Below are 22,357 nucleotides of genomic sequence, written 5' to 3'. Positions count from 1 at the left end.
GTCGGAGGTTAGGATGAGCATTCAGGACAACCTTGGCCCGGGCCTCTCTGACAGAGGGTTCATGGCCGATTATCTCGAGGCGCTGTCGCTGGTCGAGCGGCTGCACCGGCTGCTGCTCGACGTGATCAAGGACGAATTCGAGCGGGTTGCGGTGCTGGAGATCAACGCCGTGCAGGGGTTGCTGCTCTTCAATATCAGCGACAACGAGGTCACGGCGGGTGAGCTCAAGAGCCGCGGCTATTACCAGGGCAGCAACGTCAGCTATAACCTGAAGAAGCTCGTGGACATGGGCTATATGCACCACCAGCGTTGCGAGATCGACCGCCGGTCTGTGCGGGTGCGGCTCACCGACAAGGGACGCACGATCCGCGATGTCGTCTCGGTGCTGTTCGCGCGCCATGCCGAGGGGCTGGAAGGCAAGGGCGTCCTTGGCCCGGCCGGTATCTCGGAAATCTCCGCCTCCCTGAAACGCATGGAGCGCTACTGGACCGATCAGATCCGCTATATCTACTGACCCGCGCCGCGCGCCTCGGACACCACCAGCCCGTCAAGCTCGCGCAGGAGTTTCAACGCCATCGCCTCGGCATAATCCTCATAGCCAACCGCCGCCTGAACAAATGCATCCGGTCCGTGGATCACCTCCGCCTTGAAATAGGCGCTGAGCGCGCTGATCTCGGACTGGTGGCGATCCGCCAGCCCCGGCGCCTGCGCGCCGATCACGAGGGCGTTGATGGTGATCCCTTCATTGCCACCCAGCAACAGCCGCACGTCGCGCGGGCGCGGGCCGAGGTTCGACTGGCCGTCGCCGGAGATATCCAATGTGCGTTTCCAGCATCCCGCCTGCCGGTCGAGCTGGGCAATTCCGAAACCCATGGCCAGCCCCAGCGCCGTGCCCGGGCTCGCATCGCGCCGTTCGGTCGCCAGCAGCTGCTGGCGGATGTGGTCGATCTGGACCGGGTCCGCGATCTCGGTCCAAGGCAGCAGCACCGCATGATCCCCCGGGCCGCTCCACTCGTAGATCATCAGGCGCACCGCCGCTTCCGGCATCGCCAGCAGCCGCCGCCGGACCCGCGCATCGGCGAGCGCGGCGGCCAGCCCGGTAGATTGAAGGCGGTATTCGCGCGCATCGACGGACCCAGAGACATCGAGCGCCAGGGCCAGCGCCTGTCGGCATTGCGAGGCCTGCCCCGCACCCGGCGCGAGCAGCGCCGTGAGGCCCGCCGCGGCCAGCGCGCAGGCGGCGCGCCTCATCCGGCCGACCCCTTTTCGGGCGTTGCCGAGCCGATCGCCGGGGGCGTCAATTCCCGGGTGAGCTTGGCCCGCATCGCGCGTTCGTAATCCTCGAAACCTGTGGCGATCTGCAGGAAGGCCCCCGGCCCGTGCAGAACCTGAGCGCGGTAAAAGCCGATCAGGCCGATCTCGCCCTCGAAATCGGCGGCGTTGATCACCAGTCCGTTCACCGTGACCTCGTCAAAGCCGAATTCCCGGTAGGCGACCTGCGGCCCGAAACCTTCGTTGTTCTGCCCATCCCCGGCCATGTCCAGTGTCTGACGAAGACAGCGCGGCGCCCGAGCCAGCAGTTTTGCCCCATAACCGAGCGCATAGCCCATGGCCGTGGGAAAATCGTCATGGCTGCGACGGCTCGCCGCGACGGTTTGTGCGGCGCGCAGCAGGGCGGCGCGGTTGTCGATCATCATCCAGTCGAGCACGATTTCCTGATTGTAACGCCCCGACCATTCGTAGATCGCCAGGGCGACCGGCTGGTCTGCTGCGAAAAACGCCGCCTGGACCTCGGGTGCGGTCAGCGCCGCCACCAGCCCCCCGCGCTGCAGCCGGTCCTCCCCGTCATCAACCGAGCTGGACACGTCCAGCGCCATCAACAGCGCCAGACGACATTCCGCCGCCTGCGCCGACCCGAGGGCGAGAAGCCCCAGAACCAGCGCAGTGCAGGCGGCGTGCCTTACCAATGGCCCGTGTTCTCCATGCTTGCCCAGGGCTCCTGCGGTGCCAGGCTGTCGCCCTCCTGCAAGAGTTCGACCGAGACATTGTCGGGCGAGCGTACGAAGGCCATGTGCCCGTCGCGCGGCGGCCGGTTGATGGTCACGCCATTGTCCTGCAGCTTCTGGCAGAGATCATAGATATCCGCCACCCGATAGGCGAGATGGCCGAAATGGCGGCTGTCATCGGGCAGGGCCTCGTCACCGTCCCAGTTATGGGTCAGCTCGAGATCGGCATGGCCGTCTTCCTGACCCGGCGGACACATGAAGACCAGCGTGAACCGCCCGCCTTCGTTCTCGATCCGATGCCGCTCCTTCAGCCCGAGCAATTCGTAAAATTCCATCGATTTTTCGAGGTCTTTGACCCGGACCATCGTGTGCAGGTATTTGATCGCCATGCGGCAAGCTCCTTTCAGACGCGTCTGCCGAGCAATCTAACATGGATGGCACCCCATGCCAGCGCCTGTCGGAATTTTGAACCGATGCCGGTGGCGGGCGGATCAGAAGGCGGATCGGATCCCGAGATTAAGGCCGAGACGGTTGGTGTCGAACAGGCCGATATTGCTGTCGGTGGTCGAGGCGCTCAACGTCACTGTGGGATTGAATCCATAATAATCAATGGCTCCGAACGTCGCCGTGACATCGGCAAAGAGCCGTCTGTCTTCGCGCCCCGCGACATTGTGGCGCGAGACCGGATAATCGCGAAACGCGGCGCCGAGCCCGAATTGCAGCGCAGCGCCCATCACCGGTTTGCCCAGCACATAGCCGCTGCGCAGTTCGATTTCACGATATTCCGCATCCGGGTTCGGTGATCGCGTGACATCGCCACGCAGGCCGAGGTAGAGGCTGTTTCCCGAGTCCAGCCGTTGTGTCAGGCTGGTCGAAAGCCCGACGCTGTCCTGATCCGCCGTCGCCTGACCGAATTGCCGCTCTAGGTTCAAATCGACGTGATGGGTCCGGTTTCGGCTGGCGCGGTAGCTTTGTCCGATATCGCCGCGCAGATAGGTCGCGTAGCGGGCGCCGCCGTAGAAGCTCTGTCCGACCTCCGCATCGAAGGTAAATTCGCCCAGGCGCGACAGGTTTATCTGCCGATAGCCGTAGCCGAGCGACAGGTTGCCGAAGGCGAAGTCGCGACCGGCCACGCCGGGCGCCTGTTTCTTCGAGGAATCGCCCAGCAGGAAGCTGCGGTAGGAGACGGACAGTTTCGCGTCATGCGCCGTGGCCGACGTTTGGGCGAACCGGTAGCGCGTCTGGACCTTGCCACCGATCTCGAGGCCGGACAGCGCCCGGGCACTGCCGGAAAGCGCGTATTCCACCGGTTGACCGAAAATGATCTGGGAGGCCAGATAATTCAGTTCCGAACGGTCGCGCGCGCTGCCATTGTTGATGTTCGAATTGGGCGCCAGGGTGAAGGAGAGGTGCGTCTGCCACGGGTTGCGTTGTTTGACATAGGTGAAATCGCGCTTGGCCCGCGCCGCCAGCCGCGCGTTGGGCGCATGTTGGACCGCCCGGCGCAGCCAGAGCTGCGCCCGGGTGCGCTTGCCGGCGGTGGCCAGCACCTGTGCCGTAATCAGCGCTGTGGCGTATTTGTCTTCGTCGGTCTGCGCCAGACGCCAGGCGCGCCGCAGCAAGGCGCGCGCCTCTCCGGTGCGATCAAGATCGCGCAGGGCGCGGCTGCGGATCAACAGGGCATTCAGATCGTTCCCGTCCCGCGCCAGCAGCGCGGCCGCCAACGTGGCGGCCTGCGCGGGGTGTCCAGCTTTGAGGCTCTGTCCCGCCGCGTCGCGCATCTGAGCGACCGAGAGTACCGTCTCGGCGAGACCAGCGCCGGACGACAGGAGTAGGCCGCCGAGCGCAGCGATCAGCGGCAGGAGCCGGAGTCTCGCAGGGATCATGGGGCCGGGGCAGGGTCGCGATAGACGATAAAGCCGCTGGTTTCCCGGACAGTGGCATTCTCGAATTCGCTGGAATTCTCCATGACGGTGACGCCGACGATCTCGTTGGGGTCATCGCCGGACAGGATTGCGTAGTATTTGCCGGCTTCGTATTCCTGAACCTCGCCGCCATTATTGATGTATTGGCTGGAGATCTGGCCGACGATCTCGCCGTTGTCGTCCATCACGCCCGGGCCTACCGTGAACATCGCATCGGGAAGTGCTGCCAGGCTGGCGTCATTCACGGTGTTGATCCGGTCGAGCACGTCCTGCGTGATGTCATTGCCGTCGATATCGAACACCCGACGATCGCTGAATACGCCCTTAACCCCATCGCCGCGCCGTCCGGTCTGGTCGTTGAAATCGTCGAAATCGATGGCGATATCGACATTCGCTGTTGCGTATTCCAGACCGCCTCGGCCCTCGAAATCCCGCAGCCCGGCACTCTTGCCGTGGAAGATCGCCTGTCCGCTATTGGGCAGGGTCACACCGTTCTCGCGCTGATAGACGAAACCGCCGAATCCATAGCCGACATAGGCGCCGGTCCGCACGATCGCGAATTGGTTGAGCGGCTTCCCGTCGTCATCGAGGTTCTTGCTGACGCCATAGATGGCGCGATGGCGGAACTGGTTGATAAGCTCGCCATTCAGACTGTCGGGATATTGCTGATAGGCCTCGTAAACCGCAAATTCGCCGGCGTTGAGACTGCTGACGTTCTCACCGCGCGCGTAGATGTTGCCCGCGTCGAAGGCCAACCCGTCAACGATGAAACGGTCGCGGGTCGCGTTCTGGGCGGTCGGCCCTTCGTAGCGGATGCCGGTGGCGAAACCGTCACCTTCCTTGCCGCCCGCGGCCTGCGTCGGTTCGGACCGGACAATCCGGCTGGTCGGTGACGGGGAGGTGGTGCCCGGGGGCAGACCTTCGAGGACGATGCCGTTGTCTTCCGAGTCGTCGCCGCCGGTTCCCGAGCCACCTTCGGACCCGCTGCTGCCGCCGTCTTCGGAACCGCCGTTATCGGTGTTGCCGGTTTCCGTCTCGTCTTCCTCGCCAAACGGCGCCGTGCCGCCGCAACCTGCCAGAACCATGCAGAGCAGGAGCCCCGCCGCGTTGATCTTCATGATAGCCTGCCCTCGATACCAGTTTTCCCCATCACTTCCGTACCGCCGCCTGCCTTGTCAACGACGCGGCCGCCTGTGGCGTGTTTTCCGGTCAAGGGTGATCTAAAAACAATACCGCATATCGCGGTTCCGACCCGTCGCCCGCGCAGATATAGTGGGCCTCGAATCCCGCCCAAACAGGACAGAACCGATGCCTCTCAGCCCCGAACAGCAAGCCGAAATCGACGAATTGCGCAGCCAGCCGCGGGAAACCCTGCGCAGTGTCGCACCGGGGATGGAAGCCCATCTCTACAAGGCGCTGCCTGTGCTCGATCATGGTTTCGTGCGGGTCATCGATTACATGGGCGATGATGCGGCAATCTGTCAGGCGGCGCGCGTCTCCTATGGCAAGGGCACGAAATCGGTGCAGAATGACGAGGGGTTGATCCGCTATCTGATGCGACATTGGCATTCGACCCCGTTCGAGATGTGCGAGATCAAGCTGCATGTGAAGTTGCCGGTTTTCGTGGCACGCCAATGGATTCGTCACCGCACAGCCAACGTCAACGAATATTCGGCGCGATATTCTATCCTCGATCGGGAATTCTATATCCCGACTCCGGATCACGTGAATGCGCAGAGCGTGGTGAACAACCAGGGTCGTGGTGGTGTGCTGCAGGGGGCGGAGGCGGCCCGGGTTCTGGAAATCCTGAAGGCCGACAGCAACCGTGCCTATGACCATTACGAAGAGATGATATCGCAGGACGGGCAGGATGGCTTGGCGCGGGAACTGGCACGGATGAACCTGCCCGCGAATGTCTATACGCAATGGTATTGGAAGGTCGATCTGCACAACCTCTTCCACTTCCTGCGGCTGCGCGCCGATGCCCATGCGCAATACGAGATTCGGGTCTATGCCGATGCGATCTGCAAGGTCGTCGCCGATTGGGTGCCCGCGGCCTATGGGGCGTTCGAAGATTACCGGCTCGGGGGGGCGACGCTGTCGGGGAAGGCGCTGGATTGCGTGCGGCGGATGTTGAAAGGGGAAGCGGTCACGCAGGAGGATTCCGGCATGTCAAAAGGCGAATGGCGCGAATTCGAAGCGGTCTTGGGCGGCTCGGAATAGGGGTTGATCGGGGCTCATCCCGCGGATGCGCCACTTTAATATAGCGCGGTGCGAGCCCCTCCAGACGGTATCCTGAAAGCAGATAGGGCGGGGGTAGCCCCGCCCTAATTCGCACGATCCTGTCGAACGCGTTTAATAATTTTACCGGATAAATAGGATTCTCTCGGTTGCGGCCCCTATAGGAGCTGCAGATCCGTTGCCATCTGCCGCCCGTCGCGACCTTCGGTCAGTTCGAAGCTCACTTTCTGATCGTCCGCCAAACCGGTCAGGCCCGAACGTTCGACGGCTGAAATATGGACGAAAACATCATTGCCACCCTCTTCCGGCGCAATGAAGCCGTAGCCTTTGGTGGTGTTAAACCATTTCACGGTGCCTGTCGGCATAGATCTCCGTGCCTCCTTTGTCGTCTCGTTGCCACGCCCGCCTGGCGGACGCTCTCCCTCATGGAAGGTAAAACGCCTTGCCCCCGAAAAGGTTGCGGGTCATCAAGAGAAAATCGAAAATTTCAGGCGAATACGGGGAAGTACAGGATGTCCGACGACAAGGTCACGCTTTATGGTCTGAAGAATTGCGACAGCTGCCGCAAGGCGCTGAAGGCGCTGCCGCAGGCGAAGCTGGTAGATGTGCGCGATGAGGGCGTGCCGCGTCCGGTGCTGGAAATGGCTCTGGCTCAATTCGGTGATCGGTTGGTGAACACCCGCTCCACCACCTGGCGCGGACTTGACGAAAGCGCCCGCGCGACGGCGCCGCTCGAACTTCTGCAGGCGCATCCGGCCCTGATGAAGCGTCCGCTGATCGCCCGTGGGGACAGGCTCTACCTCGGGTGGGACGCCGAGACCGCCGATGCGCTGAACGGCATGTGAAACTAGACCTTGCCGAGCAGCCGGTCGAGCGAGAGCGGCCCGCCGCCGCGGATGACCAGCACGCAGAGCAGGAATAGCCAGAGCGTCCGCTGATCGAGGATCGTTCCGTCGGCAAACCGGTCGAACCAGGCCCCCAGCGCGCTGCCATGGCCGTAGAAATCGGTAAGCGACTGGACAATGACGAAGCCGATCATCCCCAGCGCCGCCAGCCGCGTCAGCAGCCCCAGCACGATCAGCACCGGCAGCACGAATTCGCTCAGCGTTCCGCCGAGCACCGCGAGCCGGTGAAAGATCGACAGGGCGGAGGGATCATAGCCCGCCGCCTCCAGCTGTCGCGGAAAGATCTGCGCATAGGCGCCGGCGGAGGGTGAAAAGAGGCCAAATGTCCCGTCACCGAGCTTCGTCAGTCCCGAATTGAGGAAATAGACCAGCAGCACCGCCGCGAAGACCAGCCGCGCCAGCGTCGGCACCAGCCAGTTGGCGGCTTCGAGCCGTGCCGATATCTCGTGATAGCAAGAGAGCACACCGTTCATACCCTGTCCCCGCCGTTGCCTGCGGTCGTATCCCCGTCGGCCATTACGGCGAAGGCCGAACTGGTCAGTGCCAGCCCCAGCGCTGCTTCGAGATCGAAACCCGCTGCCCCTGTCAGCCCGGCTTCCTGCGCTTCGCCAAGGGTCTTGCCGCGGGCGCAGGCAGTAAGAAACGCCGCCATGCCGGGCGGCATCAGATGCGGCGCGGGGTCGAATTCGGGTCGGGTGATCAGCACGTCCTGTGCCTCTGCCCGCAGTTTCGGCGCGTCCTTGGTGAAATTGTAGCGCCAGATGTCAAAGAGCGGCCAGCGCGAGTGAATGATCCTTGTGGCGGGGCGCAGCGGCAGGCGCAGCGCGGGCAGGGTCTCGGGTGCGACGGCAGCAAGGCGCGCAGGGTCGAGCGGCGCGCTGTCGGCCGCGTGGTAGGAGTCGCGCAGCGCCAGGTCGAGCCGGGCAGCGTCAGGCAGGTAACCGATATGGCGCAGCGGCGCGAAATCCTCCAGAAATATGGGCAGAGCCTCGCCGTAGAACATCATCAGAGGCGAGCGCGGCGGATGGGCACGCACATAGAGCGACGCCAGCCTGCGGAAATTCTGCGCGCCGACCAGCTTGCGCAGCAGCGGAAATCCGGTCTCCAGCGCATCGATCAGCGAGCGTGTGACGTTGTTGCGATAGACGGCATAGCGCCGCCCGGCAGGACGCGCCGCCCCGTCGAGCAGCCCGTCGGGAACAGGCTGCTCCGGGTCGAGCAGCGCGGCACGGAAGGCGGAAAGGCTGCTCACCGGCTCAGCGCCAGGGCGGCGCGGCTCGCCTCGGCGCGCAGTACCGGCCAGTCGGGGACGTCATTGTCCCATTCCACCAGAACCGGCCGCGGCCCGCTGCGCGCCAGCGTGTAGTCGAGCAGATCCCAGACGGGATCAACGACCGGTTTGCCATGGCTGTCGATCAGCAGCGGCGCGCCATGATCGTCGCGGTCCTCGTCATGACCGCCGACATGGATCTCGCCGACCGCATCGAGCGGGAAGGCGTCAATGTAATTCCGGGGTGACAGGTCGAGATTGGTGGCGGAGACGAAGACGTTGTTCACGTCAAGCAGCAGGCCACAGCCGGTGCGACGCACCAGCTCGCCGAGGAAGTCGGTCTCGCTCATGTCGGATTCGGCGAAGGCCAGGTAGCTCGACGGGTTTTCCAGCAGCATCCGACGGCCGAGCGCCTCCTGTACCTGGTCGATATGGCGCGTCACCCGCGCAAGGCTGGCAGCGTCATAGGGCAGCGGCAGCAGGTCGTTGAGGAATTCGCTTCCATGGGTGGACCAGGCCAGATGTTCGGAAAAGCTCGCCGGGCGGGTCAGCTCGCAAAGCATCTTCAGGCGTGCGAGATGTGCCGTATCGAGCGGCGTCTCGCCGCCGATCGACAATCCGACCCCGTGTACCGAGAGCGCGAATTCCTCGCTGAGGACGCGCAATTGCGCCAGCGCCCGCCCGCCATCGCCCATGTAGTTCTCGGCGTGGATCTCCAGCCATTCGACCGGGCCGGGATCGCGTCGCAGGTCATTGAAATGCCGGGGTTTGTAGCCAACCCCCGGGGCGTCGGGCAGGTGTTCAAAACGGGGCGGGCGGTCGAACATCGCAACACTCCTGTCTCAGGTATCCCATGTCGCCAAGGGTCGGGAGGGCAGCGCCCTCCCGACAGAGGGCTCAGGCCGGCATGTCGCGATCCACGGGCTCGAGCGAACCTTCGCGCGGTGTCCCGTCGGCCGTCTGGGGCAGTTCGATTTCGCTGCAGGTGCCTGCATCGACGAGGGTCCAGGCATTGCCCTGATAATCAACGACGGATGTGCCCGCACAGGTGGTGCCGGGACCGGCGGCGCAATCGTTCTGACCGGCAAGCGCGACACCGTAGCATTTCTCCTTCGATGCTGCATCAGCGGGGGTGACTTGCGCAGTCATCGCCGCTGCGGCCGCCACCGCGCTGGCAATGGCGACGGATTTCATCGTATTGGACATTTTTTTCTTCCCTTTTGTTGAACTTGTTTGGCAGTGACAGAATACGCGTTTCCGCAATGACAGCCTATTCTAGTCAGGCGGAGCTTCAAAACTCCACTCACGAGCCGGTGTGTCACGAAGCCGTCACCGGAACGGACAGCTTTGTAAGAAAAGCGCCAATCTCCGCCCCGGGGGGGTGAGAATTGTTACAGAATCGAAAGAAAAGGGCGGTGACATTGCCACCGCCCCCTAATTGTTACAATTCACGCTCTGGCGCATCGCGCCGCAGATCCGGCGGTGTGGCCTCATGGCCGAGCGCGGCGGTGACCGCCTCCAGGCTTTGCACCGAGGTCTGCTTTTCACCGAGGCGACGCACCGATACGCTGCGCTCCTCGACCTCGCGCGCGCCGACGGCGAGGATCACCGGAACCTTGCCGACCGAATGTTCGCGCACCTTGTAGTTGATCTTCTCGTTGCGCATGTCGGCCTCGGCCCGGACCCCTTCCTTGACCAGCGTTTCGACGACCTCGGCGACGTAATCATCCGCTTCCGAGGTGATCGAGGCGACGACGACCTGCCGCGGCGCCAGCCAGAACGGCAGCTTGCCGGCATGTTCCTCGATCAGGATACCGATGAAACGTTCGAAAGAGCCCAAGGTCGCGCGGTGCAGCATCACCGGGCGGTGCTTGGCCCCATCCGCGCCGATATAGGTGGCATCGAGCCGCTCGGGCAGCACGAAATCGACCTGGTGGGTGCCGCATTGCCAATCGCGCCCGATCGCGTCGGTGAGCACGAATTCCAGCTTGGGACCATAGAAAGCACCTTCGCCGGGGTTCAGCTCAGGCTCGATCCCGGCGGCGCGGGTGGCGGAGAGCAGGGCCGCTTCGGCCTTGTCCCAGACCTCATCGGAGCCGGCCCGCTGTTCGGGGCGGTCGGAGAATTTCACGCTGAACTTCTCGAAACCGAGGTCACGGTAGATGTTCGACAGGAAGTCGATGAATTTCGCGGTTTCGCTCTCGATCTGGTCTTCGGCGCAGAAAATATGCCCGTCATCCTGGGTAAAGCCGCGCACCCGCATGATCCCGTGCAGCGCGCCCGAGGGTTCATAGCGGTTGCAGGAACCGAATTCGGCCATGCGCAGCGGCAGGTCGCGGTAGGATTTCAGACCCTGGTTGAAGATCTGCACGTGGCACGGGCAGTTCATCGGCTTCAGCGCATTGACCGATTTCTCGCGCGCATGTTCCTCGTCCACTTCGACGATGAACATGTGTTCCTGATATTTCTCCCAATGGCCGGAGGCTTCCCAGAGCTTGCGGTCCACGACCTGCGGGGTGTTGACCTCGACATAGCCGCCCGCCCGCTGGCGACGGCGCATGTAATCCTGCAGTTCGGTATAGACCATCCAGCCGTTCGGGTGCCAGAAGATCTGCCCCGGCGCCTCTTCCTGCATGTGGAACAGGTCCATCTCGCGGCCCAGCTTGCGGTGGTCGCGCTTGGCGGCTTCCTCGAGCATGTGCAGATGCGCCTTGAGCTTTTCCTTGCCGGTGAAGGCGGTGCCGTAGATCCGCTGCAGCATGGCGCGGTCTGAATCGCCACGCCAATAGGCGCCGGCAATCGACATCAGCTTGAAGGCATCGCCGGGCAATTGCCCGGTATGCTGCAGATGCGGACCGCGGCAGAGATCCTGCCACTCGCCATGCCAATACATGCGCAGCGGTTCGTCGCCGGGGATCGCCTCGATCAGCTCGACCTTGTAGGGCTCGTTCAGTTCCTCGTAGTGCTTGATCGCCCGTGCGCGGTCCCAGACCTCGGTGCGGACCGGATCGCGCATGTTGATGATCTCCTTCATCTTCTTTTCGATCAGCCCGAGGTCTTCGGGAGTGAAGGGCTCGGCGCGGTCGAAATCGTAATACCAGCCGTCCTTGATCACCGGGCCGATGGTGACCTTGGTGTCGGGCCAGATTTCCTGCACGGCGCGGGCCATCACATGGGCGAAATCATGACGCACCAGCTCATTGGCCTGCGCCTCGTCGGCCATGGTATGAATGGCGATGTCGGCATCCTGTTCGATCGGCCATGCCAGATCGAAATGGGCGCCGTTGACGGTGGCGGAGATCGCCTTCTTGGCCAGCGACTTGGAGATGTCGGCAGCAACCTCTCCGGCGGTGATCCCGGCCGGGTAGTCGCGTGCATTGCCATCGGGAAGGGTGAGAGAGATCTGGGCCATCAGGGGCGCTCCTCGTCGGTTTGGCGCCTACGAGACGCCCGGTTGCGGGTTGGTATGAACGCCCTATGTGACGAGGCAGCCGAGGGCTGTCAAGACGGGGGAAGCGGCGATGCAGGATGATGTGGCGGAGCGTGCCTTCACGGCCATTTCCGGGCGCGAGGAGGCCGCCGAAGGGCTCGGTCCGGACGCAAGCGAAGCCGAGGCGCGCAACGGGCTGCGCCATGCCGCCGCGCTGAGCATGACCAAGGTCGCTGACGGGCTGATCGATCCCAAGCTGGTGCTGAGCTGGCTGTTGACGGCGCTTGGCGCACCTGCAGTGTTTGCCGGTGCGCTGGTGCCGATCCGCGAGGCCGGGGCGCTGTTGCCGCAGATCCTGCTGGCGGGCTGGGTGCAGCGCATGAGGTTTCGCAAATGGGCCTGGGTCGCGGGCAGTGCCGGACAGGGGCTGGCGGCTGCGGGCATCGTGCTGGCGGCGCTCGGCCTCTCGGGTGCCGCGGCAGGATTTGCCGTGGCCGGGGCCTTGGCTCTGCTGGCCCTGTGCCGGGCCGCCTGTTCGGTCTCCTACAAGGACATTCTCGGCAAGACAGTCGGCAAGTCGCGGCGCGGTTCGGTGACCGGGCTGGCAGGCTCGGTTTCGGCCATCGGAGTGCTGGCCTTTGCCGCGTTGCTGATGTCGGGCCTGTTCGAAAGCCGTGGCGTCGTGGTGGCCGCGATTGCGCTGGCGGCGGCGCTCTGGGGTGCGGCGGCGCTGTTATTCTCGACGCTCGAAGAACAGCCGAGCGGGAAGACCGAAGGGCAGGGCGCGCAATTCGGCGTGTTGAAGGGCAACCCGGTGCTCTGGCGCTTCATCCTGACGCGCGGCCTGCTGGTGTCGACGGCACTGGCGCCGCCCTATCTGGTGGTGCTCTCGCAGGGGCAGGGCGATGCGGCGCTCGGCAAGCTCGGCGCGCTTGTGCTCGCCTCGGCGCTGGCCTCGCTGCTCAGCTCCTATGTCTGGGGACGCATGGCCGACTGGTCGAGCCGCCGGGTGCTGATGGCCTGCGGCGCGGTCGGCGCGCTGGCGATCCTCTCGGCGGTCGGGCTGGTGCAGCTCGGGCTGGCGGATCGGGTCTGGGCTATGCCGGGGGTGCTCTTCGTGCTGATGATCGCCTATCACGGGGTGCGGCAGGGGCGCTCGACCTATCTGGTGGACATGGCGCCCGAGGACATGCGCTCGGCCTATGCAGCAGTGTCCAACACGGTAATCGGGGCGATCCTGCTGCTGGCCGGGGCTGTGGGCGGCGGTGCCGCCTTTTTCGGGCCGCAGGTGACGCTGATCTGTTTCGCGGTGATGGCGATGGGCGCGGTATGGGTCGGGCGGGGCTTGCCCGAGGTCGAAGGCGCCGATTGATTTTTGCCCTGCATGATCGCAGGATGAGACATGCGTTCATCAGAAAGGTGCCGCCATGCCCAAAGCCAATCGCAATTTCGAACTTACCATTCAGGACATCGACCTGATCGAGGCCGCCTTGCATGTCACCAAGCGCGAGATGTCCACCGAACGGATGGCGGGCACGACCGCGATGTTGCCCGAAGCGGCGGTGGATGATCCGCTGCGCCAGATCGACGATCTGCTCGGGCGGCTGCACAATCAGAAGGTCTTCTACCGCCCCGGCAAGAGCGCCTATGTCAGCGGCTGAAACGCGCGGGTGATTGCCGAGGCATATGGCCCTGCGCGGCGTCGCGGGCTATAGCCTGCGCCGCAGCAACAGGCAGTCACGAGGGCGGATATGGCGCAGACATCATTCATCGAGACGGGACAGGGGCGGCGGCTTGCCTATCACCGGAGCGAAGGGCAAGGCCCGTGGCTGGTGTTTCTCGGCGGTCTCAAATCGGACATGCAGGGCACCAAGGCGCTGTTCCTTGAGGATTGGGCGCGGCGTGCGGGCCGGGCCTTCCTGCGGTTCGACTATTCCGGCCACGGAGAATCCTCCGGAAGTTTCGGGGAAGGTGCAATCGGCGACTGGGCCGAGGATACACGGGAGATCGTCACGGCTTTGACCGACGGGGCAATCCTGCCCATCGGCTCGTCCATGGGCGGCTGGCAGGCGCTGCTGCTGGCCCGGGCGATGCCGGAGCGTATCGCTGGCGTGGTGACAATCGCCGCGGCGCCGGACTTTACCGAGGACGGCTATTGGGCCAATTTCAGCGCGGAGCAGAAGGCGCAGCTCGAAAGCGTCGGACAGGTGGAACTGCCGTCGGATTACATGGAGCCCTATGTCATCAGCAAGCGGATGATCGAGGATGGTCGTCGGCAATTGGTGCTCCGCGGCCCGCTCGAACTGCCCTTTCCGGTGCGGTTCCTGCAAGGGACGGCCGATACCGCGGTCAGCACCGCGACCGCTTTGCGGCTGCTCGACCATGCCGAGGGGCCGGACCTGCATTTGCGGCTGGTCAAGGATGCCGATCACCGGTTCTCGGATGAACGATGCCTGTCGCTGATCACCGGCGCCATCGAGGAAGTGCTCGCCGCGACCGGGTGATCCACCTAACGCGGGGCAGGAATCGCGGGTTGGCCTTTGGCGGGTCGAGATGAGGTTTCCCCGGAACCGGTGAGACGACCCCGCGGAGCGCTCCGGACGTATGGATCGACCAGACATGTACAAATGCGCGACAGGATCTGGACCCGCCGGGTTTCTCGCACGAAACTGACAGCGTTTCATCTGGGGCGGCATCCATATGCGCCCCAGATCACTCTTACCGAAGCCGGAGATTGTTCATTTGCCGATTGCCCACCTCGTCACCCATTCCGGCGGCTTTCATGCCGATGAGCTGTTGTCCTCTGTCGTGCTGACACGATTGTTCCCCGACGCGGAGTTGATCCGTAGTCGGGATACGACATGGATCACGCCTCGCGAGGATCGGATCATCTATGATGTCGGTGGCCAATTCGATGCGGGTGCGCAGATTTTCGATCATCATCAGCGCCCCAACCCGTTGCGCGAGGACGGCCAGCCCTATAGCTCCTTCGGTTTGATCTGGGCCCATTATGGCCGCGATTACCTGCGCGCGATGGACGTGCCCGAACAGGATGTCGAGGCGATTCACGAGTCATTCGATCGAAGCTTTGTTCTGCCCGTCGATCTGCTGGACAATGGTGCGGTCAACGCGGCCGGGGCCGGACCGCTGTTTGCCGGGCTGACCCTGCCGGTTCTGCTGGAGAGCCTGAAGCCGGTGTTTGATGACCCCGATGAAGATGCCGACGACCGCGCCTTCTTGGCGGCATTGCCCGTGGCGCGGGCTTTCGTGGAGGCGCAGGTGAGGCGCAAGGCCGCGAAATACCGTGCCGAAGCGCTGGTGATGGCGGCCATCGAGGCCGCGGGGGACGGGCGTGTCCTGGAGTTGCCGATGGGGATGCCGTTTCGTCACGGCATCGAAAAGGCCGCTGCGGATCACCTGCTGTTCGTGATCCATCCGCGTAGCAGCGATTGGGCGCTCACCACCATCCGTCTCGGCGAAGACACGTTCGACAACCGTGCCGATCTCCCGGCTGCCTGGGCCGGGTTGACCGACGCCGCGCTCGAAGCCGCCAGCGGCGTCAGAGGGACGAAATTCTGCCACAACGGCCGGTTCATCGCCGTGGCGTCTTCCCGCGAGGCTGTGCTGCAAATGGCAGAGCTTGCGGTGGCCGAGGCAATGGCGGCAACCGGCGCTCGGCCTTTGCATCGCTGAAATCGACCGGCTCTCCCGAGCACGGTTCTCATTGGGCTTGCACGCGACGATCCCGCGGGGCGCGACAGCCGTTGTTGCGGGAAGGACCTTTCGTGATATAGAGGGCGAAACATGGGTGGTGCTGGGATGACGACCTCGGAATTTCGCCGGAACGACAGCGATGTCTGAACCTTTGGTGCTGCTGCCGGGGATGATGTGCGATGCGCGGCTTTTCGGGCCGCAGATCGCCGAACTATCCGCTGAAATGACGCTGGTTCTGGCGCCGGTGATCCGCGGCGAGCGGATCGAGGAGATCGCCTCGGGCCTGCTGGATTCCCTGCCCAAACGTTTCGCTCTGGCCGGTCACGGGCTCGGCGGGGTGGTGGCGATGGAATTGCTGCGCCGCGCGCCCGACCGGATCACCCGGATCGCCCTGATCGACAGCTCGCCGCTGGCCGAAACGCCGGTCATGGCGGCGGCGCGCGAGGCGCAGATCGTCAAGGCGCGCTCGGGGCGGCTGGCCGAGGTGATGCGTGCGGATGTGGACCTGTGGCGGCTGGCTCCGGGGAGTCGTCGCGAGGCGCTGCAGGATCTGCTGGTCGAGATGGCGGAGACCCTGGGGCCGGAGGTCTATGTGCGCCAGTCCCGCGCCCTGCAACGCAGCAAGGATCAGCAGGCGACGATGCGCAAATGCCGGGTGCCCGCGTTGGTCCTCTGCGGCGCCCATGATCGGGTGACCCCGGTCAAGCGCCATGCCTTCCTGGCCGAGTTGATCCCCTACGCGCGGCTTGAGGTGCTGGAGGGGTCGGGTTACCTGCCGATGCTCGAACAGCCCGAGGAGACCACCGCCGCGCTGCGCGCCTGGATGCGACAGCCGCTGGTGCTGCGCTAGCTTCCCGGCGCATTGCCGGGCGGCGGGGACGGGAGTGAGGGGTCGGCCCCTCACGCTCCCCGGAGTATTTTCAGCATAAAGAGACGGGCGGGGCGCGTGGTGCGATGTCCGCGCAACCCGCCACGTGTCTCAAGCGGATTTGGCATTCCGGTTGGCGGCGTTCTTGACCTGTTTAGGGGCGCCGGACCCGCCGGAATTGGCGTCGATGAAATCGAGGACCAGCGGGCGGATGTTCTCGCGCCAGCTGCGCCCTGCGAAGATGCCGTAATGGCCTGCATCCGGCTCGACATGGCTGGCCTTCTTGCTCTGCGGCAGGCCGGTCAGCAGGTCGAGCGCGGCGATGCACTGCCCGGGGGCGGAGATGTCATCCTTGGCGCCCTCCACGGTCTTGACCGCGACATTGGTGATCTTGCCGATATCGACCTTGCGGCCGTTCACCGAGAAGACGTTGCGGGCGATTTCGCGGCCCTTGAAGATGCGTTCGACGGTGGAGAGATAGAATTCCGCCGGCATGTCCATCACCGCCAGATATTCGTCGTAGAACTTGTTGTGCCGGTCGTGTTCCTGCGCGGCCTTGCGCGCCACCCGGTTGATCTGCTCGACGAAGGCCTCGCGGTGGGTGTCGTTGTTCATCGAGATGAAGGAGGCCAGCTGCAACAGGCCGGGATAGACCTTGCGTCCGACCCCGGCATATTTGAAGCCGACGCGCTGGATCATGAAATGTTCGAGCTGACCCATGGTCACCCGGCGCCCGAAATCGGTCACGTCGGTGGAATTGGCATCGGGGTCGATCGGCCCGCCGATCAGGGTCAGCGAGCGCGGCTGCGCGGCGGGGTCCTCCTCGGCGAGATAGGCGGTGGCCGCCAGCGCCAGGGGGGCGGGCTGGCAGACTGCGACCACATTGGTATCGGGACCGAGATGGCGCAGGTAATCGACGAGATAGAGCGTGTAGTCTTCGACGTCGAATTTCCCGGCGCTGACCGGGATGTCGCGGGCATTGTGCCAATCCGTCACGTAGACGTCACAATCGGGCAGCAGGCTGATCACCGTCGAACGCAGGAGGGTGGCGTAATGACCAGACATGGGCGCGACCAGCAGCACCTTGCGTTTGGGCTCAGTGCGGCCCTGGACACGGAAATGGATGAGATCGCCGAAGGCGCCCTCGATCTCCTTTTCGATGCTCACCAGCCGGTCCTGGCCATTGGCGCCGACGAAGGGCGGGATGTTCCAGTCCGGTTTCATCACCATGCGAGCGAAGGTACGTTCGGTTACTTCGCCCCAGGCCGCCATCCATTCGAGGGAAGGGTTTGGAAACATGGAGAATGCGGGGTAGGATGCAATGGCAAGCGCGGAAGCGCCGAGCCACTGATTGGTATTCCGGATGGATTCCATCAGGTCATAGGATGCCATATAGCGCACGAAGGGTCTCCTTTTGACGGCCCCGAACTGGGTAATATGTCGCCCCTTGGCATGGTGATCGACGATATGCTGCAAGTGCAAAGATAGGAGTTACCGGTTACAATGACAACTGACTCACCGCACAAAGACGCACCGAGCGCGGCCTCGATGGCCCGCATGGCTGAAAACATGAAGAAAGTCGAAGCGCTTGCGGAGCGGCTGACACAGGTCTTGACGTCGCGTCAGACACATCAGGCGAGTCTCGACGGGCCGAACCAGGAATTGTTCAGCAAGGCGGCGCAGGCCTATTGGAGCGAAGCCGCGCAGAACCCGGCGAAACTGCTTGAGCACCAGATGGGCTATTGGAGCAAGACCGTCAGCCATTTCATCGACGCCCAGCAGGCGCTGGCGCAGGGACCGATGAACGTGCCCGAGGACCCCGGCCCGCAGGACAAGCGCTTTGCCAATCCGCTCTGGCAGACGCATCCCTATTTCAACTTCGTCAAGCAGCAATATCTGATCAATGCCGAGGCCCTGCAGCAGGCTGTCGAGAGCGTCGAGGATCTCGATCCGCGCGAGAAGCAGCGGCTGATCTATTTCAGCCAACAGATCATCGACATGATGGCGCCGACCAATTTCCTGGCGACCAATCCCGATGCGCTGGAACGGGCGGTCGAGACCGAGGGGGAGAGCCTGATCCGCGGGCTCGAGAACATGATTTCCGATCTCGAGGCCAATAACGGGGAGCTGGTGGTGCGGCTCGCCAACGAGAGCGCCTTCAAGCTGGGCGACAATATCGCGACGACGCCCGGCAAGGTGGTGTTTCGCAACCGGATGTTCGAGCTCATCCAATATGTGCCGCGCACCGACAAGGTGCAGGCGACGCCGTTGCTGATCTTCCCGCCCTGGATCAACAAATTTTACATTCTCGACCTCAAGGCGCAGAACAGCATGGTGAAATGGCTGGTCGAACAGGGGCATAGCCTGTTCATCGTGTCCTGGATCAATCCCGATGCCTCCTACAGCGATGTCGGGATGGAGGATTACATCGAGGAGGGGTATCTGGCGGCGCTGCGCGAGGTCAGGCAGATCACCGGCGAGGCGCAGGTCAACGTGGTGGGCTATTGCATCGCCGGCACGACCTTGGCGCTGACCCTGTCCCTGCTGAAGCAGCGCGGCGATACCTCGGTGAAATCCGCGACCTTCTTCACCGCGCTCACCGATTTCTCGGATCAGGGCGAGTTCCAGCCTTTCCTGACCGACGATTTCATTGACGGGATCGAGGCGGAGATCGCCGACAAGGGGGTGCTGCAATCGATCATCATGGCACGGACCTTCTCGTTCCTGCGGGCCAACGACCTGGTCTACGGCCCGGCGGTCAGGAGTTACATGATGGGAGAAACGCCGCCGGCCTTCGATCTGCTCTATTGGAACGGCGACGGGGCCAATCTGCCGGGGCGGATGGCGATGCAGTATCTGCGCGGATTGTGCCAGCAGAACAAGCTGGCGGAGGGCGGGTTCGACCTGCTCGGCCATCACCTCGAGCTCGGCGATATCGATCTGCCGATCTGCGCCGTGGCCTGCGAAACCGATCATATCGCGCCCTGGAAGGACAGTTATCGCGGTATCCAGAAGATGGGCAGCCGGGACCGGACCTTCATCCTGTCGCAATCGGGTCATATCGCTGGGATCGTCAATCCGCCGAGCAAGAAGAAATACGGCCATTACGTCAATGACGACATGGGGCTCGAATATGCCGACTGGCAAGAGGGCGCGCGGTTTCATGACGGATCCTGGTGGCCGCGCTGGGACAAATGGCTGAAGAAACAGGGGGGCGGGCAGGTCGATGCGCGTCAACCAGGCAAGGATTCGCAGGGAAAAACCCGAAAAATTATCGGAGATGCCCCTGGGGATTACGTCACCCGCAAGGCAAGTCTCTGATCGGACGACGTTATCTTCCTCAAGGTCATGTCTCATGCTGCGGCGCAGAAAAAACTTGAAATGCCGCGCTGCAGCGTGTATATCTTTCGCAGACGCAGAAATGGCGGGACGATCCGCTGGCAAATCGGAAGGATTGAGACATGACCAAGAATGTAGACGTGACCGCGATGTTCAAAGACGTAATGGGCGCATTCCCGGTTGACACGACCGCCATGGAAGGCGCGTTCAAGTCGACCGCTTCGCTCAACGAGAAACTCTCCGGCGTGGCGCTGAACGCAGCCGGCAAATCGGCCGACATCTCCAGCAAATGGACCAAGGACACCCTGGCCAAGCTGGGCGAATTCTCCAAGGCCAAGCAGGAGCCGGGCGATTACGCCAAGGCGATGAGCGATTTCGCTTCCGCTTCCGCCGAAGTCGCCGCCGAGCATATGGCCGCTTTCGCCGAGATCGCCAAGAAGGCGCAGATGGACACCGTCGAGCTGATGATGGCGGCGGGCAAGGACCTGCAGGAAGACACCACCGCGGCGGTCAAGAAGGCCTCCGAGAACGTGCAGAACGCGGGTGCCAAGGCGACCGTGAAGTAAGATCACGTCCTAGCGTGATCGGGCGGGTCCTGCCGCTTCCTCCCTGGCGGTACGGCGCGCGGGCGGGCTCCTTGAGCCCGCCCTTTCTTTTTCCGCAGAGCTACCCTAAGCTGCGTTGCAGCACGGTCTCTCAAGGAGGAAAAGCGTGGCGGACACACCCAAGCCTTTGCTGATCAAGCGATATGCCAGCCGCAGGCTCTATAATACCGAGACCAGCGATTACGTGACGCTGGAGGATATCTCCGGTTTCATCCGGGATGGCCGGGAGGTGAAGATCGTCGATCTCAAGTCCGGCGATGACCTGACCCGGCAGTATCTCCTTCAGATCATTGCCGATCATGAAAGCCGCGGTGAATCGGTGCTGCCGGTGGATGTGCTGAACGACCTGGTGCGCAGCTACATGTCCGGCGATGTTTCGGTGGTGCCGCAATTCCTGCGCGCCTCGTTCGACATGCTGCGTGACGGACAGGCGCGGGTGATGGAGAACATGAACAACATGAGCCCGATGGCGAAGATGCCGGGGCTCGAGGTTATGCAGGCGCAGCAGGAAGCCTTCATGAAGGCAATGACCGGGGGCTGGGGCGGCGCGGCGGCGGGGAACAAGACCCAGAAACCCGGCACGCGGGAAAGCGGGCAGGGAGAGGATCTCGACGCGATCAAGAAACAGCTCGCGGAACTGCAGGACAAACTCTCGAAACTGAAGTGATGTAAGGGGGACGGACCCGGGATTTCGGTCCGGGTGCGGGTGTGTCTTTCGTCTCGCAGGCCTGCACGTCCGTTGTAAGGGCGTGCAGGTGAGTATTTGCAGCATAAAGATGCCGGGGCCTTGGCTCAGGCGGCGTCGGGCTTTGCGCCGCGCTCCTGCAGGGCGGCAATCAGCGTGTCGGCGATATCGTCGATCTGCGCGAGGCTGAGCTGCACCGGCAGGCGGACATCGCAGGCCTGCATCAGCATGGCACGGGTTTGCGGCAGTTCCGGCAGATCCGCGATGAATTTCCAATTCCAGAAGGCGCGGGCATTGTCGTTGCTTTGCCCGAAGACCTGAACCTTGACCCCTGCGGCCGTGGCGCGGCGGGCGAAATCGGCGATTTCGTCTTGGGTGAGCCCGTTGAGGTTGAACTGGATCGAATCCGGGGCGCGTTGTTCTCCCTCCAGAGCCTGCGGGATCTCGACGGCGGGATGTTGGGCGAGCCGGGCCGCGAGGTGATCGTGATTGCGCCGTCCGTCTCTGACGCGGCGCGGCAATTCGGCGAGCTGGGGGCGGATGATCGCGGCGGAGAGATTGCCCATGCGCAGATTGTAGAGCGGCAGGCGGTTCTGCCAGCGGGCGAAGGCGCTCTCCAGCATCGGATGCTTGCGCCAGTTGTGCTCATAGGCGCCCGACATGATGATGGCGCGGGCCAGGAGATCGGGGTCGTCGCTGATCATGATCCCGCCTTCACCGGCGTTGATCATCTTGTAGGATTGGAAAGAGAAACAGCCGATCCTGCCCAGCGTGCCTATGTTGCGTCCCTGCCAGGTGGTGCCGAGCGAATGGGCCGCGTCTTCGATCACCGGGATATCGGCGGCGGCGCAAAGGCTCAGGATCTCGTCCATGTCGGAGGTATGGCCGCGCATGTGGCTGACGATGACCGCATTGGATTGCGCCAGCTTGGCGGCGAAATCATCAAGGTCGATGCGATAATTTCTACTGACTTCGCAGAGCAGCGGCCGGTGGCCCGCATGGATCACCGCCGAGGGAACGGCGGCGAAGGTGAACCCGGGGATCAGCACGTTTGACCCCGCGGGCAGGTCGAGCGCGCAGAGCGAAAGAAACAGCGCAGCCGAACAGGAGGAGACCGCGAGCGCGTATCTGCTGCCGATCATCTCGGCGAATTCGGCCTCGAGCAGGGAGACCGGTGCCTCCGCCGCGGCCGTGTAGCGGAACAGGTCGCCGCATTGCAGCAGCCGGTCGATTTCGGCGCGGGCCGTTTCCGGGATCGGCTCGGCCTGGTGAAGATCGGGCAGGGGCATATTCCGAATTCCTGAATTGTCTTTTCGGAATTTGTAAAACAAGCGGAGGCGCGGGCCAAGCCCGGACCGGGCGGCACGCG

General features: G+C 63.5%; 24 protein-coding genes. 11 read left to right on the top strand and 13 right to left on the bottom strand.

Annotation, left to right across the window (positions count from 1 at the left end; all coding sequences use genetic code 11):
• Window positions 1–13 precede the first annotated feature (13 nt).
• Window positions 14–514, top strand: a complete 501-nt coding sequence (locus ACFSUD_RS05530) for a MarR family winged helix-turn-helix transcriptional regulator (RefSeq protein ID WP_386372251.1) — start codon at window positions 14–16, stop codon at window positions 512–514.
• Here ACFSUD_RS05530 and ACFSUD_RS05525 read toward each other — a convergent pair.
• From ACFSUD_RS05525 to ACFSUD_RS05505, 5 genes are all read right to left on the bottom strand, one after another.
• The gene (locus ACFSUD_RS05525) at window positions 508–1,251 is read right to left on the bottom strand and encodes a DUF1194 domain-containing protein (RefSeq protein WP_386372249.1); all 744 of its coding nucleotides are present in this window, start codon (window positions 1,249–1,251) and stop codon (window positions 508–510) included. The two genes, ACFSUD_RS05530 and ACFSUD_RS05525, sit on opposite strands and share 7 nt — an antisense overlap.
• On the bottom strand, window positions 1,248–1,967 hold the full coding sequence (locus ACFSUD_RS05520; RefSeq protein WP_386372247.1) for a DUF1194 domain-containing protein: 720 nt from the start codon (window positions 1,965–1,967) through the stop codon (window positions 1,248–1,250). Before ACFSUD_RS05520 ends, ACFSUD_RS05525 begins: the two co-directional genes overlap by 4 nt.
• Window positions 1,961–2,395, bottom strand: coding sequence for a VOC family protein (locus ACFSUD_RS05515; protein ID WP_386372245.1), 435 nt, complete (start codon window positions 2,393–2,395; stop codon window positions 1,961–1,963). The genes ACFSUD_RS05520 and ACFSUD_RS05515 overlap by 7 nt, the downstream gene beginning before the upstream one ends.
• 102 nt (window positions 2,396–2,497) lie before the next feature.
• A complete protein-coding gene (locus tag ACFSUD_RS05510; RefSeq protein ID WP_386372243.1) occupies window positions 2,498–3,892 on the bottom strand; it encodes a hypothetical protein in 1,395 nt (464 codons plus the stop codon).
• Window positions 3,889–5,049, bottom strand: a complete 1,161-nt coding sequence (locus ACFSUD_RS05505; RefSeq protein ID WP_386372241.1) for a hypothetical protein — start codon at window positions 5,047–5,049, stop codon at window positions 3,889–3,891. The genes ACFSUD_RS05510 and ACFSUD_RS05505 overlap by 4 nt, the downstream gene beginning before the upstream one ends.
• A gap of 190 nt (window positions 5,050–5,239) precedes the next feature.
• Here ACFSUD_RS05505 and thyX point away from each other — a divergent pair, with 190 nt between their 5' ends.
• The gene (gene thyX, locus ACFSUD_RS05500) at window positions 5,240–6,154 is read left to right on the top strand and encodes an FAD-dependent thymidylate synthase (protein WP_386372239.1); all 915 of its coding nucleotides are present in this window, start codon (window positions 5,240–5,242) and stop codon (window positions 6,152–6,154) included.
• A gap of 176 nt (window positions 6,155–6,330) precedes the next feature.
• Here thyX and ACFSUD_RS05495 read toward each other — a convergent pair whose 3' ends face one another.
• Window positions 6,331–6,537: a cold-shock protein gene (locus ACFSUD_RS05495; protein ID WP_386372238.1), complete on the bottom strand. Its 207-nt coding sequence runs from the start codon at window positions 6,535–6,537 to the stop codon at window positions 6,331–6,333.
• Between the two features lie 147 nt (window positions 6,538–6,684).
• On the opposite strand from ACFSUD_RS05495, the gene ACFSUD_RS05490 reads away from it, so the two are divergent.
• Complete coding sequence (locus ACFSUD_RS05490) at window positions 6,685–7,017, top strand: ArsC/Spx/MgsR family protein (RefSeq protein WP_386372236.1); 333 nt, start codon at window positions 6,685–6,687, stop codon at window positions 7,015–7,017.
• Window positions 7,018–7,019: 2 nt separating this feature from the next.
• Here the strand turns inward: ACFSUD_RS05490 and ACFSUD_RS05485 are convergent, their stop codons facing one another.
• The 5 genes from ACFSUD_RS05485 to thrS form a co-directional block, all read right to left on the bottom strand.
• Window positions 7,020–7,550, bottom strand: a complete 531-nt coding sequence (locus ACFSUD_RS05485; RefSeq protein WP_386372234.1) for a DoxX family protein — start codon at window positions 7,548–7,550, stop codon at window positions 7,020–7,022.
• Window positions 7,547–8,329 carry an HvfC/BufC family peptide modification chaperone gene (locus ACFSUD_RS05480; RefSeq protein ID WP_386372232.1) on the bottom strand — a complete coding sequence of 261 codons (783 nt, stop codon included), beginning with the start codon at window positions 8,327–8,329 and terminating at the stop codon, window positions 7,547–7,549. Before ACFSUD_RS05480 ends, ACFSUD_RS05485 begins: the two co-directional genes overlap by 4 nt.
• The gene (gene bufB / locus ACFSUD_RS05475) at window positions 8,326–9,174 is read right to left on the bottom strand and encodes an MNIO family bufferin maturase (RefSeq protein WP_386372230.1); all 849 of its coding nucleotides are present in this window, start codon (window positions 9,172–9,174) and stop codon (window positions 8,326–8,328) included. The genes ACFSUD_RS05480 and bufB overlap by 4 nt, the downstream gene beginning before the upstream one ends.
• Window positions 9,175–9,244: 70 nt before the next feature.
• A complete protein-coding gene (locus ACFSUD_RS05470; RefSeq protein ID WP_386372228.1) occupies window positions 9,245–9,553 on the bottom strand; it encodes a BufA1 family periplasmic bufferin-type metallophore in 309 nt (102 codons plus the stop codon).
• Between the two features lie 235 nt (window positions 9,554–9,788).
• Window positions 9,789–11,759, bottom strand: a complete 1,971-nt coding sequence (gene thrS / locus ACFSUD_RS05465) for a threonine--tRNA ligase (RefSeq protein ID WP_386372226.1) — start codon at window positions 11,757–11,759, stop codon at window positions 9,789–9,791.
• 109 nt (window positions 11,760–11,868) lie between these two features.
• Between thrS and ACFSUD_RS05460 the strand changes: the two genes are divergently transcribed.
• From ACFSUD_RS05460 to ACFSUD_RS05440, 5 genes are all read left to right on the top strand, one after another.
• Entirely contained in the window at window positions 11,869–13,149 is a 1,281-nt protein-coding gene (locus ACFSUD_RS05460) for an MFS transporter (RefSeq protein WP_386372224.1), read from the top strand.
• A gap of 55 nt (window positions 13,150–13,204) precedes the next feature.
• Window positions 13,205–13,438 (top strand): hypothetical protein, encoded by a 234-nt coding sequence (locus ACFSUD_RS05455; protein WP_386372222.1) that lies wholly within the window; start codon window positions 13,205–13,207, stop codon window positions 13,436–13,438.
• A 90-nt stretch (window positions 13,439–13,528) separates the two neighbouring features.
• Entirely contained in the window at window positions 13,529–14,281 is a 753-nt protein-coding gene (locus tag ACFSUD_RS05450; protein WP_386372220.1) for an alpha/beta fold hydrolase, read from the top strand.
• Between the two features lie 238 nt (window positions 14,282–14,519).
• Window positions 14,520–15,470, top strand: coding sequence for an MYG1 family protein (locus tag ACFSUD_RS05445; RefSeq protein ID WP_386372218.1), 951 nt, complete (start codon window positions 14,520–14,522; stop codon window positions 15,468–15,470).
• Between the two features lie 160 nt (window positions 15,471–15,630).
• Window positions 15,631–16,341 (top strand): alpha/beta fold hydrolase, encoded by a 711-nt coding sequence (locus ACFSUD_RS05440; protein WP_386372216.1) that lies wholly within the window; start codon window positions 15,631–15,633, stop codon window positions 16,339–16,341.
• A gap of 129 nt (window positions 16,342–16,470) precedes the next feature.
• On the opposite strand, the gene phaZ is transcribed toward ACFSUD_RS05440, so the two are convergent.
• A complete protein-coding gene (gene phaZ / locus ACFSUD_RS05435) occupies window positions 16,471–17,760 on the bottom strand; it encodes a polyhydroxyalkanoate depolymerase (protein ID WP_386372214.1) in 1,290 nt (429 codons plus the stop codon).
• A 102-nt stretch (window positions 17,761–17,862) separates the two neighbouring features.
• On the opposite strand from phaZ, the gene ACFSUD_RS05430 reads away from it, so the two are divergent.
• The 3 genes from ACFSUD_RS05430 to phaR all read left to right on the top strand — a co-directional run bounded on the left by ACFSUD_RS05430 (window position 17,863) and on the right by phaR (window position 20,970).
• Window positions 17,863–19,680 (top strand): PHA/PHB synthase family protein, encoded by a 1,818-nt coding sequence (locus ACFSUD_RS05430; RefSeq protein ID WP_386372213.1) that lies wholly within the window; start codon window positions 17,863–17,865, stop codon window positions 19,678–19,680.
• Window positions 19,681–19,820: 140 nt separating this feature from the next.
• Complete coding sequence (locus ACFSUD_RS05425; RefSeq protein ID WP_386372211.1) at window positions 19,821–20,264, top strand: phasin family protein; 444 nt, start codon at window positions 19,821–19,823, stop codon at window positions 20,262–20,264.
• A 145-nt stretch (window positions 20,265–20,409) separates the two neighbouring features.
• Window positions 20,410–20,970, top strand: coding sequence for a polyhydroxyalkanoate synthesis repressor PhaR (gene phaR / locus ACFSUD_RS05420; RefSeq protein ID WP_386372210.1), 561 nt, complete (start codon window positions 20,410–20,412; stop codon window positions 20,968–20,970).
• A 125-nt stretch (window positions 20,971–21,095) separates the two neighbouring features.
• On the opposite strand, the gene ACFSUD_RS05415 is transcribed toward phaR, so the two are convergent.
• Complete coding sequence (locus ACFSUD_RS05415) at window positions 21,096–22,277, bottom strand: DegT/DnrJ/EryC1/StrS family aminotransferase (RefSeq protein WP_386372208.1); 1,182 nt, start codon at window positions 22,275–22,277, stop codon at window positions 21,096–21,098.
• Window positions 22,278–22,357: the final 80 nt, after the last annotated feature.

Source organism: Sulfitobacter aestuarii (assembly GCF_042685005.1).
In the GTDB taxonomy this organism is placed as follows: Bacteria; Pseudomonadota; Alphaproteobacteria; order Rhodobacterales; family Rhodobacteraceae; genus Sulfitobacter; species Sulfitobacter aestuarii.
This window is presented reverse-complemented; position numbering and strand designations above follow the sequence as displayed.

What these genes read in the sequence shown, in the direction of transcription:
- ACFSUD_RS05495 (WP_386372238.1), bottom strand. Translation starts at nt 6,537, where the DNA reads ATGCCGACAGGCACCGTGAAATGGTTTAACACCACCAAAGGCTACGGC.
- thrS (WP_386372226.1), bottom strand. Translation starts at nt 11,759, where the DNA reads ATGGCCCAGATCTCTCTCACCCTTCCCGATGGCAATGCACGCGACTAC.
- ACFSUD_RS05515 (WP_386372245.1), bottom strand. Translation starts at nt 2,395, where the DNA reads ATGGCGATCAAATACCTGCACACGATGGTCCGGGTCAAAGACCTCGAA.
- ACFSUD_RS05530 (WP_386372251.1), top strand. Translation starts at nt 14, where the DNA reads ATGAGCATTCAGGACAACCTTGGCCCGGGCCTCTCTGACAGAGGGTTC.
- ACFSUD_RS05525 (WP_386372249.1), bottom strand. Translation starts at nt 1,251, where the DNA reads ATGAGGCGCGCCGCCTGCGCGCTGGCCGCGGCGGGCCTCACGGCGCTG.
- ACFSUD_RS05415 (WP_386372208.1), bottom strand. Translation starts at nt 22,277, where the DNA reads ATGCCCCTGCCCGATCTTCACCAGGCCGAGCCGATCCCGGAAACGGCC.
- ACFSUD_RS05485 (WP_386372234.1), bottom strand. Translation starts at nt 7,550, where the DNA reads ATGAACGGTGTGCTCTCTTGCTATCACGAGATATCGGCACGGCTCGAA.
- ACFSUD_RS05440 (WP_386372216.1), top strand. Translation starts at nt 15,631, where the DNA reads ATGTCTGAACCTTTGGTGCTGCTGCCGGGGATGATGTGCGATGCGCGG.
- ACFSUD_RS05505 (WP_386372241.1), bottom strand. Translation starts at nt 5,049, where the DNA reads ATGAAGATCAACGCGGCGGGGCTCCTGCTCTGCATGGTTCTGGCAGGT.
- ACFSUD_RS05425 (WP_386372211.1), top strand. Translation starts at nt 19,821, where the DNA reads ATGACCAAGAATGTAGACGTGACCGCGATGTTCAAAGACGTAATGGGC.
- ACFSUD_RS05450 (WP_386372220.1), top strand. Translation starts at nt 13,529, where the DNA reads ATGGCGCAGACATCATTCATCGAGACGGGACAGGGGCGGCGGCTTGCC.
- ACFSUD_RS05455 (WP_386372222.1), top strand. Translation starts at nt 13,205, where the DNA reads ATGCCCAAAGCCAATCGCAATTTCGAACTTACCATTCAGGACATCGAC.
- ACFSUD_RS05490 (WP_386372236.1), top strand. Translation starts at nt 6,685, where the DNA reads ATGTCCGACGACAAGGTCACGCTTTATGGTCTGAAGAATTGCGACAGC.
- ACFSUD_RS05460 (WP_386372224.1), top strand. Translation starts at nt 11,869, where the DNA reads ATGCAGGATGATGTGGCGGAGCGTGCCTTCACGGCCATTTCCGGGCGC.
- thyX (WP_386372239.1), top strand. Translation starts at nt 5,240, where the DNA reads ATGCCTCTCAGCCCCGAACAGCAAGCCGAAATCGACGAATTGCGCAGC.
- ACFSUD_RS05510 (WP_386372243.1), bottom strand. Translation starts at nt 3,892, where the DNA reads ATGATCCCTGCGAGACTCCGGCTCCTGCCGCTGATCGCTGCGCTCGGC.
- ACFSUD_RS05430 (WP_386372213.1), top strand. Translation starts at nt 17,863, where the DNA reads ATGACAACTGACTCACCGCACAAAGACGCACCGAGCGCGGCCTCGATG.
- ACFSUD_RS05470 (WP_386372228.1), bottom strand. Translation starts at nt 9,553, where the DNA reads ATGTCCAATACGATGAAATCCGTCGCCATTGCCAGCGCGGTGGCGGCC.
- bufB (WP_386372230.1), bottom strand. Translation starts at nt 9,174, where the DNA reads ATGTTCGACCGCCCGCCCCGTTTTGAACACCTGCCCGACGCCCCGGGG.